Here is a 13,521-nt window from a genome sequence, read left to right on the forward strand (position 1 = left end):
GCTGAGAATATTGAGTTTCTAGTCGTGAATGCCCAACATATGAAAGCAGTGCCGGGTCGCAAAACCGATGTGAAGGATGCCGAATGGATTGCCAAGTTACTTCGTCATGGACTACTCAAAGCGAGTTTTATTCCTGATCGAAATCAACGGGAACTTCGAGAGTTGGTTCGCTATCGTCGCAGCATTATTGAAGAGCGCGCAAGACAACATAATCGGATTCAAAAAGTGTTAGAAGGAGCGAATATCAAGTTGGGCTCCGTTGTCTCCGATATTATGGGTGTTTCAGCTCGTGACATGCTTAATGCCATCGCAGATGGCGAGGATGACCCTATGAAACTTGCGAGCTTCGCTCGACGTACAATGAAAAAGAAAAAAGATGATCTTGAACTCGCTCTTCGCGGATACATCAATTCACACCAACGGCTCATGATAAAAACCATTCTCACTCATATCGACTTTCTAAGTGAGCAAGTTGAGCTACTAAACCAGGAGATAGCTTACTATCCTCTCACCAAGAAGATGTTGAACGGTTGGATTCTATTCCTGGCGTTGCCACTCGTATGGCTGAACAAATCCTAGCTGAAGTTGGAACCGATGTCGGGAATCAATTTCCAAGCTCTTCCCATCTATGTTCCTGGGCAGGATTAGTCCCTGGCCATAACGAAAGTGCTGGCAAAAGGAAATCAACGAATATGAAAAAAGGAAACAAATATCTAAAGTCAGCCTTAATAGAAGCCGCTCACTCTATAAGAGGGTCGAAGACCTATCTTGGAGCAATGTATAGGCGTACAGCAGCACGGAAAGGAAAAAAACGTGCAGGTATTTCTGTCGCCCATGCCATTTTGAGGATTGCCTATTATCTCTTAACACGCAAAGAAATGTATGTAGACTTAGGCGAAGATTATTTCGACAAACAAAAACAACAATCCATTGTACGGTATTCTGTTAGAAGGCTCGAAAACTTAGGGTACAACGTTACAATCACTGAACCAGAAGTCTCCTAATCCAACAAATAATCTTAGTCAGGAACTAGACGCTGCACTCTTTTTTAAAAAATATTGAGCTGCGTCTCCTTTAGTGTTGTCATTTTTGCGAAGTTTGGCGTTTAATTTTCATGGGAGTTCAATAAGAAATAAGAGCTCCCTAAGAAGCCCCTGTTGTTGAACTAAAGCTATCCTATAGTTTAAGTGCAATATTTCACAAACCTCTAACTAATAGAAAAGAGACGGTGACTTACATAAGTCATTGCCCGATTTTACGAATGATTCAATGCAATAATAGAATTCCACTCGATCCCTAAAATGAGCTACTGTAACTGTTTATTCTTCCCCGACCGGAAGTTCAACAGTAAAAGGTTTTAAATCTTCAGAAGAGACAAAGCTTGAAAAGTCGAACAGTAGGATTGTATTTTCCAGCTTATAGTTCTCTATTTTTTCTTCTCCGTTCAAATAGAATGTAGATTGGAAGTGCGCTGTTTCTTTATCAATCATTTCTACTTTATTAAATGGAATTCCGTGGTTTTTAGGAGGCCATGGATTTTCCGGGTCGATCTTGGTTAAATACTCCTTATCGACCAACCAGAAATTGTACTCCAAATTATGGTTAATTATTTCAAGTTTACGTTTACTCAAAGTCTTGGGAAGCCCTGTAAATTGATAATCTATTACCAATTTCCCACCTTTTTGAGTAAAATCATTTACCTGCAGTCCTACTTTAAGGCGCTCGTTTTTTAAAGTAAATGATTTCTTATCCAATAGCTGCTCTACTTTTGGGTCTGCTATATTTAACTGCGGATAAAAAGTAAGGGAAGTAGCGTTGGAATTTAGCTTGGGCATCTCTGTCCGAACGGTACTATGATATCCATCTCCTTGTTCAGAATCCTGGAGGACTGTTTGGTTTCCAAACCTATATACATTTCCATTATCATCAACAGCTTTTGAAATAATAAAGTCATCACCCTTGTATTTTTTCACAGTCTCATAAACAAGTGAAGATGACGCTTTTGCGGTAAGTATTTCTTTAATACGGATTTTGACTCCATCTTCCGGGTATCCTTGCTCATGATTTAAGGCAAGTGTAGTGTTTTTATCTTGTTGAATAGGTATATTAAAATTCCATTCACCTTTTATACCATTGATATTATGAATGGTTATAGGGAGAGTGAAATTCTCATTGAATGATTTATATGGATATTCGATTTTCCATTGAAAGGAGGTATATCCATTATCTACTTTCTTTATGCGCGTTGACTTTCCGTTCAACCAAGGGTCATGATCCCCTTCATTGTGCTCAAAGTTAACATCAAAACTTACTTCCCCTTTTTCATTTCCCCCATTTTCAACTTCTTCGTCTACAAATCCTGTAATTGACACTGCACTGCCATCAAAGTAAGCGCTAGTTAATTTGACAGTCACTCCATTTTTTGTAATGGCTTGATTTAGTTCAGTAACGGCATTTTGATAAGCTAAATCAACACCTGTTGGATCGTTAAATTCTTGGAATATTGCACCTATTAAAGGTGCATTAGCCAATACATTATTCATGGTAGGATTAAAAAATCCGGAGGCCACGGTGATTCCAAGAATAGCAGCCGTAGCCGCTACACCAGCAAGAACCTTCTTTTTCTTTCCATATCCTCGATCCACATTTTTGTTTATCCCTTTGGAAATGGCGTTAAAAACTTTTTCTTTTGGCACAGGTATTTGTTCAATTGAATCATTGAGTTCTTTATTATCCATGGCATTTGTCCTCCTCACTTTTATAAACCTTTTTTAACTCTGCTTTTCCTCTGCTTAAATATGTTTTGACGGTATTCTCTGGGATTTCCATCACACTACTAATCGTTTTGATCGAGTAATCGTAATAGTAGAATAAAATAATGGCTGTACGATAATTCAGTCTTAGCTGCTGAACGGCATGTAGAAGCTGTGAAGACTCTTCAATGTTTGAATTCGATTCATCCGGTAAGTTGGCTAATAATTCATCACTCATTGGAATAACATTGTCCCTTTTCTTTATCACACGCCCCGAACATCGAATCACAATCCTGGTGAGCCAGGTCGTATAAGACTCCGGATTTCTTAACGAGTTGATGGATGTATAGGCCTGATAGGTTGCCTCCTGAACCACGTCCAATGCATCTGATTCGTTATGTACATAAAGATAAGCTGTCCGGTAGATTCTTTCATAGTGATGTTGAACCAACTTTTCAAAGGCGTTTTTGTTACCTTTAATTGCTTTTTTAACTAATCGGTGGATTTCCGCTTCCATCAATTCACCCCCTTCACCTATTAGTGGACTCTATCATCAATAAAAGTTTCAAGAAATTAAGATTTTTTCAATATCATGCAAATAAAATCCTGAGCTCAAAAAAATAAACAGAAACCATTTTTGGTTTCTGTTTATTTTTTTGAAACCTTTACATTTTTTTAGTGTGTGCTGCGACATCATACAAAAGCACTTCTTATTGAACTAAACTGCTTCGTTAGTTTAAGTGAAACCTTTCACAATATTTAAATTTGTTTTAACAACACCACATAATGTCTTCAATTTGGGTGCGTATTGATGTGTTAATTAGTTTGTCAAATCGACTAAAGCATTGATATAAAGAGCCGTTTCAGGAAACTTTTTTTAAACATAAAAAAAACACCCCCTATTCCTAAAGAGTGTCTTCAACTACTTCATAAAGAGATTCCAAATATTCAATAACATCTTCATTTCCATTTTTTAAAATTTCTTTAACTCCCTGTGGATCTTCCAAATATTGAGTAACACACATACACAAATTAAGCTTATTAATCTCGTTACTAAGTAAATCTGATAATTCCTTATTCTCCTTGTCTAAATCAATATTAAATAAACTCATAACCTCTAAAAAATAATCCAAAGAATTAGCAACCAAAACAATCAAATGACCAAATAGTTTATTTAACATCCAAGGATTATACATACCACCAATGCAAACTCCTCGTATAGAATTACGGTTTGAGTGGACAAGATCGCATAATTCTCCATATATTCTGCCAGTTACAGTATTACCATCAACAGCCTTCCTTCTTTGCCACGGTTTAACACCATCTTTTATCCAGCCATCAATTTTATCAGGATATTCAATAAAATATTTCAATAACCAAGCATTTTCAAGTGATTGTCTATACATAGTTAAAAATTCATCTTCAAGCCCCATTTTTAACAATTCATATGAAGCAGCTATATTATTAATCAACCGTCCAAAAATAAAATAACGAGCATTCCAAAATTTTAAATCCTCATTGACATGTTTAGGTTCCTGATTTAAGGCATTTAATAAACTTAGCCCTGCCCAAAAGTCCCCATCTCGATCATCCAAATAATCGAGAATATCATTTCTTTTACCAAGATCATCATAAAGCCCTCTAATATTGATAACTTCCAAAAGCTCACCCCCAGAAATAGATAAATTAATCTTAGTTTTAATTACCTGACCCCCTTATACCTAAGAAGTAATAATATAGGGGGGACAAAATGACAAAATTTTGTTTTGTCATTTCAGCCCATAGTTTCTCCACTTATTTTATATGTAATTTATATTCTGTACGGTCTAAATTAGCTTGTTTAATCGGTATATCACGTTCGGCACATAAATCTGAAATCCAAGCTTTATCTTCTTTTGAAGTTTTTGTTCCAAAAATAACGGCAGTCGGCTTATCTAATTTAAATTTTTGTTCTTCTTTTAAAAATGATATAAGTCGCCATTCATTTTCGTATTTCCAACATTCAAATTTACTCAGTGCAGCCAATTGAATTCTATCAATAGGAGTTCTATTCGGATAATTATTCATATCAAATAATTCATTAGTATATTTGACAGGGGAAAGAGTAAGCAACGTTCTACTTGTATAGTCAATATTTGAAAAATCGTATTCAATACAGATACCTTTATGATATTGTGCATAATGACTCCACATTAGAATGTTGTCGTTTGTTTCACTAAAACAAGCTGTATAGATTGTTGACTGATATATATCGTTCAGACTTTTTATGTAGTCTTCATAAACATCATAGGTTTTTTCAATGATATAGTTGATTTTCGATTTAAGATTAGTATTTTCTTCTTGTTTTAATGTATTACCCAGCATATCCCCTAAGTATTTTATAGGTACATCTTTAGTAATATTTTTCACCATTGTATAAAAGCTTTCAAAACTTTGATTTGGATACAAATAGTGAATTTCCTTACAAAAGTCAGATAATACATTATCCTTTATTTTATTTAAATGGATTTCGTTATAATCTACAGTTAAACCACTATCATAGGGGTCATTAAATTTATCTGCGGAACTTAAAAAAGCAATATCGTTCATAAGTGTATCTTTTAAATAATCATTAATAGGTCGATATCTATATAATTTATTGGGAATAATTTGTAGTTTTGAAAGTATTAGTTCAGCAATATGATTCGGTCCTACTTCTCTTGCGAAGAGTAGATCAAAATATTCTTCTTCTTGTAGCATTTCCATGTAATGCCTCCTTGAGTTAACATAAATGGCTCAAACCCTTACCACATGGGCGTTTTTTCCATGGCGATATTTGCTTTTTGAAACACCTCTTCTACCTCATCGATAAACTTCAATAATGAAATAACGTGATTACAAATTAACTTACTTTCGATTTTGTTTAAAACGTCGTTATCGTGAGCAAAGCTTTCATTATTTCTAACAAAATTAAAATTATTCAATACATTTGTATTCAACTTTAAAATCTGTATCGTCATATCTGATTGAATATGTCCAGATCCCACTATAAATTCACGATAATTCTTTAATAATGTATGTAATCCATCATCTTTTTTAAATTCCAAACTATGTTTTTTACCTAGTTCTCTAAAAAATCGAACACTGAATGTATGTAATCGGTCCAAAGCCAACTCTGGTTCATTTCCTTGTATCTTTTCTTTAATTTCTTTTGATAACAACTGGATTGATTGAGAATTCAATACATCAATGCTAGAAAAATCATCCATATCTTCAACTATACTGTTACCCTTTAATACTTCAATAATGAACTTACATTTTTCATACAAACGCAGCTCATCATCACTAAATTCATAACCATAAACTTCTTTAGGATCATACCAGTGGGAGATTAGATCAGATAGTAACTTTTGAGTTCGAAAATCATTTTCCATCTTCCAAAAATGTCGTAATCGTTTGGCTTTTGACCCAACACCTACGTAAATCCCATCCTCAATGTCAATACCAACAGATTCTAGGACAAAAATACGCAAGGTCCGATCATTAAAATTTAAAACCCAGCCCCCACTCATCTCTAAAAGTTGTTCAAACCAAAGCGAATCTTTCGTAGTTAAAGAACTCACAACAACACCTCCAGGATAAGTATATACAGGTAAAGTATAGCAAGAGGACAGTAGATAAGATAACAAACGATCGGGGAACCCAGACCAGCAAAAGAGAGAGGAGTATTGTTATCAAATTTTGCCCATTTAAAAACCGCGTCAAATCAGCGTTTCTAAAAAAAATGGGTTTTTTTTGTTCATTTTTTTAAAAAGTGGGTCAAACCCTTGCTTTCGTTTCGATACAACGAAGAGTCACCAGGAAGCTCATTTCGACGTGTCTCCCAGACGAGACGATGTTTCACCAACTGATTGATCAAGAGCCCCTTAAAACGAATCCTCTTTCATTTCAGAGGGAATCTACAACGCTCCTTCAACGTTTCGTATTTTGTCTCCAGCAAAGCACCGTTATTGCAACCAGAATGACTTTCTCTATTAAGGTAATTTTATAAGTAAATCAAAATAAATGACAATAACTATGGAAAGTAAAAATATAAACCCTTCGCTCATAGTTAAAATATATTGTTTGGGGTTCTGCGAATACTTACACTCAAATAATGCCCTTACTGTGTAATCTAATACAAAGTAGAAAATCATTGCAATTATTATTAAGTTTATCGAATAACCTTCAATTATGACCAAGGTATTGGTAACGATAAGTACAATCGTAGAAGTAATTCTGATGGCCCAATCAATTTTTCTATGCAATTCGTTTATGTGATTGTAAGAAAAAAAGGACTTTTTCTCCTTCTCGATCTTGAGTAATTTTCTCAAAAGCAACTTAACTATTATATTTATAACAAACACAATCAACACAATAAATGCGAACTTTATCCAAAACATACAATACCTCCAACTTGAACTATTTGCTCCGTTCGTTTAAGAAGAAAAGAGCTTCACTCCTTCTTGAAGTAAAGCACCCGTTAGTTAAAAAAGAAAAACTATCCTGCAGCAATCTTCTTTTATTGGACTCTTGCTACTAATTGGCGTCGGCAGCCAGGTTGAAGTATTTATCTGATGTCAAACTATATTTGTTTACCAAACCTTGTTCTTTCCATTCAATTTGCCCATCGTATTGCATATCGATTTTTCGTAAAATTCTTTCGGATGCAATATTCTTGGGATTTACCGCAGAAACAAGTATTTTAAGTTTCAGTGTCTCAAAGGCATATGGTAAAGTAGCCATTGCTGCTTCTTGCCCATACCCCTTTCCCCACGCACTTCGATTATATCCGTAACATATTTCAGTGCCGTTCAGTAACTCACAATACTTAAAACCACAATATCCAATATACATCCCTGTTGATTTCTCAATGACGGAAAAGACCTTACTATCACTCGATTCAAACCTGTCGCACACCTTTTTACGAATAGCTAATGTTTCATCGTAACTTAATTTAATAACGCCACCTGTATATTTCTTTGCCTCTGGGTCGTTATTCATCTCCCAATACTCGTCAAACTCCTCTATACTTGGAGGTCTTATTATTAATCTTGCTGTTTCTATTTCCAATTTCATTTCACCCCCAAAAATATTAATAATCTTTTTCATTTTAAACTAATTACTCTCTACCTCATTCAATTCGGTATCGGGTCTAAATATTGCAGTTTGTTGAACTAACCTGCCCCGTTAGTTCAACAAGAAACTGGATTCGATCGCTGGACGGGCTTGTATAGTCCATACACAACAGGTTAACATAACGCCAGTTCACGGAAGTAGTTAACTCCATTATTCAATAAGAAAGCTGCCCTGTAAAGGCAGCCGATTGTTCAACTAAACCAGCTAATAGGATGTCAATATTTTTCTCTAAAATTCTTATTAACCCTATGTTATACTATTTTGAGCATGCTAAACAGCCCTCCAAATAACTTTTGGAAGGTTTTCTCATTTATGATTAAAACCGTTAATTAAGCTATATCAAGGAAAGATTCTTTTCTGTTTAATAATGCCTTTGTGACAGTAAGGCAGCCACATAAAATGAGTGTTGCCCAAATGCGATACATCATCAAGCGGATCTCAAATCGTGCTGAAATCAATAAAGAGATTCATCCACACCAACTTAGACACAGCTATGCAACTCATTTGTTGAATAATGGAGCTCCTATTGAAGTCATACAAAGTCTTATGGGGCATGAGAAAAGTGAAACCACAAGGATATACGCTCAATTAAGCGGAAGGCTAAGGAAAGAGTATTATCAGAAGTACTTTTAAATGTAAAAGGAGCAACGTCTTAAAAGACGTTGCTCTACTTGACTAAAGCACCTGTTAGTGAAAAATCATAATTCAGACTTACTATTTTTATCCTGGCATTCTTTAAAATCTGGAAGAAATAATTACAAAAATATATATGCAGGCTATTAAAAAAAAGATTCCAATCCCCAAAAAAATAACCCCAGTAACAACGTTATATTTATTTTTCTTTCTCAGCTTAAACATTAAAAGTAGTCCCGTGGTCGTTAACATAAGAAAAATTATAAAAAAACCGATAAGCACAATATACATTTAATTCCCCCATTTTTATGGCTTATTGTTAAACTAAACTCCCCCTTTAGTTGAATAAGAAAAGTGTGCTTAACCCCCTAATTGAAGTAAAGCACCCCGTTACTTGAAGAATATCTTTATGAATTTGTAGTGAATTTTAAATGTTTATCACCTAAGATAATAATGTTTATATTCCATCTTGGGTGCATAACTAAATTATTGTTTTCATCAAATTCTAAAGCCATATGAATTTCATCATCTGCAGCTGTAAGAATAGCCATTCTCTTATTTTCAATATCTATATACGGTTTTAAACTTTCTACCATTTCTATTTTCCAATCAAAAAAATTCATCATTACACCTCCATTTTTCCTAACTATATCAATATTACCTATTAAAATATTTTAGCCAGGTCTTCTTCAACTAACCTGCCCCGTTAGTTGAAGTGCATTTTTCCGCAAACTTCCATATATCATTTCAATTATTTCTATAAATTCAGTAGTTGGTCTGGATGTCGCAAAAGGTGAAAGTCAGGTTCAAATGTTCTTGGATAAAAAAACGCACTATAAAAGCAGTGTGAAGATTGAACATACGGTGGAAGGACTTGAAGAGTTACACTCTTATTTACTAGATTTAGAGCGTCAAACAGGGTTAAAACCCGCATCAAATCCATTGTCTTGGCTTCCATCAAAGCTTCTAATTTTTGAAAAGTCCAGGTCTAGCTATATATAACCGCCTTTTTTGTATCAAATTTCAAATTTATATATAGCATTTTTTTAACGATAAAAAACGGTAACAATTGATTGTGATTTATTACTACCCAATAATTTTTTAAAAATAACTATAAATAACAGATAAGCCCTCTTCAAATAGACCCTATCTATTTTCCATTTTATACGCTCGTTCTACAGCTCTTGACTGATTTACATGCAAAAGAAAATTCCGGTTAAATTTTCAAATATAAATCACTAAGTTTACTTTGAAGTTGTTTTTTTAAGTCTTTATTTTCTTCCTCCAACTTTTTAACCTTTTGTCTTAGACTTTCTATAATAACATCTTTAGATTTATCGCTAGTATTATTTTTTACTTTTTTTGGAGAAGAAAGACCATTTTGTTGATTACGTAAGAAATCTATTCTTTCCTTTAGAGTTTTATTTTTGTATAGGAAACTTTTTGATACTCCTGACTTTTCCGCAACAGTATTGAAATTGATTTTTTCCTTACCCTTAATTAAATCGGTAATAACCTTATTTACTACTTCCTCTTTTCTAGTTGTTTTATTTTTATTAAATTCAATTATTTTCTGAACATTAGGATTATTATTGGTCATATCTTTAATATCCTTTCATCTTCAAAAACTTCACGCTTGTCTTTCGGAATACCAAAAACCCCGCCATTTTCCTGAATCGCACTTAGAATCTTTTCATAATTTCGAATTCTTCGTTCAGATAGTTCTACGGAGCGAACTCTTCCTTGGCGTTTATACAATATTATATCCTGCTCTAATTGAATTATTTGAAACTGATAATAATCTACGAACGTATTATCAACGTGGAAGCTGCGACAATTATTTTTAATACAAGGGGTCTCTACCATTTCCTCCAAAAAACTACAAGGCATTTTTGGGCTTTTGATACAGTAGCCGTGGTCCATTCTTAAAGAATCATAATTATGTCTTATCCATTCCAATTCAATACCATTTTCCTCTGCTGAGGATTCTAACTGTACAGGAGTGAATTTCCAGTTGGACTCTAACCTTAATGCACCTTGTTCTCTTGATGTTTCCCATGCTTTTCGTTTTGTATTATCTAGTAATTTAGCGTATACAACTGTCATTTCTGGGCTCGCATGAGCCATAAGCTCTTGGATAATAATTATATTCACTCCTTTATTTACAAGGGTCATTCCATAGCGATGGCGAAATTGATGTGCCCTAAAGTGAAATATTCGGCCGTCTTTGTCGTAAATATCGCATTCTTCAGCTAGTTTGTTTAAGACTCTTGCAATGTTTGGAGTAGAAACAGGTTTTCTTACTCTTCTACCATTTAGGATAGGGAATAGATAGTTTTTAGGATTGTTTTGTTCATTAGACTCTTGTTTCACAGCTTCTATCTGAGCTTGTAAAACACTAGCTAATTCCACAGAAATTGGAACCTTGTGATTCTTCTTTCTAACTTTTCGCTGGTCTCCCTTTAGCCAAAATTCACCTTTTCCATCCTTATAGACACAATCCCATTTCAATGAACAGATATCTGTGATCCTAAAGCCTGATTCTTCTATTGTTAATGCCATTATTTTATATCTGTTTGGAAGCTTGTCTATATTTTCCACAACCTGTTCCCAAACCTCATCAGGTATATATTCAATTACATCTCCATTGTTTTCTCTTCTTTTTTTATAACTGTTTGGCTTTTCTGCTGAAGTTATTAATTTTTTTACCGGTACAGTCGGTGCCAGTTCCCATTCGTTCACTTGGATATAGTCAAGAAATACTGATAAGCACACCATAGTTGTTTTCACATGAGAATCTGTAGGCTTCCTTTGGTATCTGGTGCCACCCATCGGCGTAGTTCTTAAATAATGAAGGTACTTAAGCACAATACTTCTAGTTAATCCTTTTAAATCTGTCCAGTTAGGATATTCGACGAATAACCAACTAAAAAAATAAGTTAATCTAATAACAGCAGAGACCGCAGTTGAAGGCACTATCTCTTGAATTACCACGCAACGTTCTTTGATATACCTCTTTGTAACAGCCTTCCAAGGCTCCTTAATCTCAGTAAAATCTAGGGACCTCTTGCTTGAAGCTTCATTAAAGTCAATACCCAATTTATCAAAGTTCCAGATATCCTTTTCGAATTCTTCACGTTCATCGTAAAAATCAAAGAAAAAGTCATATAAAGAATTAAAGAAAGAAATCGCTGCTGTAACTACATTTTGTTGTGGATTTTTCCAATTAGCTCTAGTTATTTTATAATTATTTTTGACCATCCAGGATCTAAAAATCGTCAATAATTTTTCTTTTCTAATTTCGACTATAGAATCTTTTAATACTTTCTCCTGATTGATAAACGCAATAAATTTTCTAAAGCAAAGAGCATATTGAAGCCAAGCTGTTCTCGGATTAATTACTTTGCTTTCTATTTGGTAAGCAAAAAAGTATTTTAATTCAAGTTTAATAGTCTCGGATTTAATGTTAGTAAAATCTAAAATGCTAAAAATTTTTCTATCTTTTTCTACGTCTGGATGGTAATAAGGGCTTTCTTTAAACCTAAGGACGTCCTTTACCCAAAAACCATCCAAATACCCATTAATAAAATCTTTCATTTCAGTGCGTTTACTACTTTTGAGTTCAAGCAGAACATTTTCCTTTCCTATTAACCCCATCAATGCAACTCCTTACTTTTTGAAAAACGCTTATCATATTCTTTGCGAATAAATTCCTGGGAAGGGTGAGAGTAGATTCCTAATGTTGTTTGAATATGTTCATGACCAAGTATTTCCTGGACGGCTTTAATATCTACACCACTTTCAAGCATTTCTGTCGCAAACGTGTGCCGGAACATATGTGGATGAAAACTGATTTTGGTCTTTTTAATTAGGGTTTTCACTTTGGAATATACAGTATTATATTTATGCCTCTTGCCTTTATTAGAACCCCTTAAGGTTACAAAAACGTAATCTGAATCAATATCATTATCCAATAATTCTATAATGTAGTCCTGGAAAATATTCAAGGTTTCAGACGATACATATACTGTTCTTCCTATTCCAGCTTTTGTTTTTGATTTTGTAACTGCAACAGTACCTTTCGAGATATCGAAGTCCTCAAACTTCATTTCAAGGGCCTCATCTATCCGTGTTCCTGTTTCATATAGGACTCTAAAAAGTAAAATATCTCTTAAGTTTGAACATGCCTCAATAATATATTGAACCTGTTCTTGTGTTAAAATTTTCACTGGACTTTTATGAGTTGGTAAGTTAAAAATGTTAGTTTCTTTATTTTTGTCATTTGATATATGATGTAAAAATGGCTTATATGAACTAAATCTAATTGATACTGTTTTCATTGCTTTTGATTTTAATTCATCCTCAAACTCCTCATACAGATACAAATACTCATAGAAATTCAGTATGCAATTCACTATTTGATTGATAGAAGAATTACTAATTTTTTTCTTCTTCGAACTATTCGGATTAATTTCAGTAACTTTTAATTGGCGATAAGGTTTTCTTAACCATCCTATAAAGTCCTTTAAAACGCTTAATTTAACATCTAGATAACTAATGTTACTTTGTTCTAAGAATGAAAAATAATGTTTTAATTGGTAGCAATAATTCCTCAGTGTATTGTATTCCCTACCAATGTCATCTAGGTATTTTAAATACTTAACTACAGGAACAACTGGTTCCCCAGATTCGTTAATAAGCATAAATCTTTCAATTTCTTTTCCACTATCAAATGCATCAGGTATTTTTACAGTTACAACTCTCATATTATTCACCTATCCAGTCATAGAAATTTATGCCGCTATCCTCTGGGTACATAGAAGTAACCTATACACTTTTTTATTAGTTTTTATTGGGAAATCAAGTAGGCATATATCTTTTGCTCTCCTAAACCAACCTAAATTATTCCTGATTTGAGGGGATTGTTTATAACAACAAAAGTTTTCAGCTGTCCTCTTTATGCCTATAGAAGTGAAGA

At 33.9% G+C, this 13,521-nt stretch carries 13 protein-coding genes and 1 pseudogene; 3 read left to right on the forward strand and 11 right to left on the reverse strand.

Going from position 1 to position 13,521, the window contains the following annotated elements:
- Window positions 1-24: 24 nt before the first annotated feature.
- Window positions 25-579 (forward strand): transposase, encoded by a 555-nt coding sequence (locus ACGLYD_RS09610; protein ID WP_399632655.1) that lies wholly within the window; start codon window positions 25-27, stop codon window positions 577-579.
- Window positions 561-1,004 carry a transposase gene (locus ACGLYD_RS09615; protein WP_399632658.1) on the forward strand — a complete coding sequence of 148 codons (444 nt, stop codon included), beginning with the start codon at window positions 561-563 and terminating at the stop codon, window positions 1,002-1,004. Before ACGLYD_RS09610 ends, ACGLYD_RS09615 begins: the two co-directional genes overlap by 19 nt.
- Window positions 1,005-1,319: 315 nt before the next feature.
- Here the strand turns inward: ACGLYD_RS09615 and ACGLYD_RS09620 are convergent, their stop codons facing one another.
- From ACGLYD_RS09620 to ACGLYD_RS09650, 7 genes are all read right to left on the reverse strand, one after another.
- Complete coding sequence (locus tag ACGLYD_RS09620; protein WP_399632660.1) at window positions 1,320-2,738, reverse strand: DUF4179 domain-containing protein; 1,419 nt, start codon at window positions 2,736-2,738, stop codon at window positions 1,320-1,322.
- A complete protein-coding gene (locus ACGLYD_RS09625; RefSeq protein WP_399632663.1) occupies window positions 2,731-3,270 on the reverse strand; it encodes a sigma-70 family RNA polymerase sigma factor in 540 nt (179 codons plus the stop codon). The genes ACGLYD_RS09620 and ACGLYD_RS09625 overlap by 8 nt, the downstream gene beginning before the upstream one ends.
- Before the next feature lie 388 nt (window positions 3,271-3,658).
- On the reverse strand, window positions 3,659-4,414 hold the full coding sequence (locus ACGLYD_RS09630; RefSeq protein ID WP_399632666.1) for a hypothetical protein: 756 nt from the start codon (window positions 4,412-4,414) through the stop codon (window positions 3,659-3,661).
- A 133-nt stretch (window positions 4,415-4,547) separates the two neighbouring features.
- Window positions 4,548-5,498 carry a DUF2971 domain-containing protein gene (locus ACGLYD_RS09635; RefSeq protein WP_399632669.1) on the reverse strand — a complete coding sequence of 317 codons (951 nt, stop codon included), beginning with the start codon at window positions 5,496-5,498 and terminating at the stop codon, window positions 4,548-4,550.
- A 38-nt stretch (window positions 5,499-5,536) separates the two neighbouring features.
- Window positions 5,537-6,355 carry an abortive infection family protein gene (locus ACGLYD_RS09640; RefSeq protein WP_399632672.1) on the reverse strand — a complete coding sequence of 273 codons (819 nt, stop codon included), beginning with the start codon at window positions 6,353-6,355 and terminating at the stop codon, window positions 5,537-5,539.
- Window positions 6,356-6,766: 411 nt separating this feature from the next.
- Window positions 6,767-7,174, reverse strand: a complete 408-nt coding sequence (locus tag ACGLYD_RS09645) for a DUF4181 domain-containing protein (RefSeq protein WP_399632675.1) — start codon at window positions 7,172-7,174, stop codon at window positions 6,767-6,769.
- Between the two features lie 136 nt (window positions 7,175-7,310).
- Window positions 7,311-7,883: a GNAT family N-acetyltransferase gene (locus ACGLYD_RS09650; protein WP_399632678.1), complete on the reverse strand. Its 573-nt coding sequence runs from the start codon at window positions 7,881-7,883 to the stop codon at window positions 7,311-7,313.
- Between the two features lie 399 nt (window positions 7,884-8,282).
- Here ACGLYD_RS09650 and ACGLYD_RS09655 point away from each other — a divergent pair.
- Window positions 8,283-8,543: pseudogene (locus ACGLYD_RS09655) on the forward strand (tyrosine-type recombinase/integrase); the annotation flags it as partial.
- 407 nt (window positions 8,544-8,950) lie between these two features.
- On the opposite strand, the gene ACGLYD_RS09660 reads toward ACGLYD_RS09655, so the two are convergent.
- The 4 genes from ACGLYD_RS09660 to ACGLYD_RS09675 all read right to left on the reverse strand — a co-directional run bounded on the left by ACGLYD_RS09660 (window position 8,951) and on the right by ACGLYD_RS09675 (window position 13,309).
- Window positions 8,951-9,166, reverse strand: coding sequence for a hypothetical protein (locus ACGLYD_RS09660; protein WP_399632680.1), 216 nt, complete (start codon window positions 9,164-9,166; stop codon window positions 8,951-8,953).
- A gap of 593 nt (window positions 9,167-9,759) precedes the next feature.
- A complete protein-coding gene (locus ACGLYD_RS09665) occupies window positions 9,760-10,143 on the reverse strand; it encodes a DUF6262 family protein (RefSeq protein ID WP_399632683.1) in 384 nt (127 codons plus the stop codon).
- Window positions 10,140-12,200 carry a tyrosine-type recombinase/integrase gene (locus tag ACGLYD_RS09670; protein WP_399632686.1) on the reverse strand — a complete coding sequence of 687 codons (2,061 nt, stop codon included), beginning with the start codon at window positions 12,198-12,200 and terminating at the stop codon, window positions 10,140-10,142. Before ACGLYD_RS09670 ends, ACGLYD_RS09665 begins: the two co-directional genes overlap by 4 nt.
- Complete coding sequence (locus ACGLYD_RS09675) at window positions 12,200-13,309, reverse strand: tyrosine-type recombinase/integrase (protein ID WP_399632688.1); 1,110 nt, start codon at window positions 13,307-13,309, stop codon at window positions 12,200-12,202. The genes ACGLYD_RS09670 and ACGLYD_RS09675 overlap by 1 nt, the downstream gene beginning before the upstream one ends.
- Window positions 13,310-13,521: the final 212 nt, after the last annotated feature.

It is taken from the genome of Sporosarcina sp. SG10008 (genome assembly GCF_044569405.1).
In the GTDB taxonomy this organism is placed as follows: domain Bacteria; phylum Bacillota; class Bacilli; order Bacillales_A; family Planococcaceae; genus Sporosarcina; species Sporosarcina psychrophila.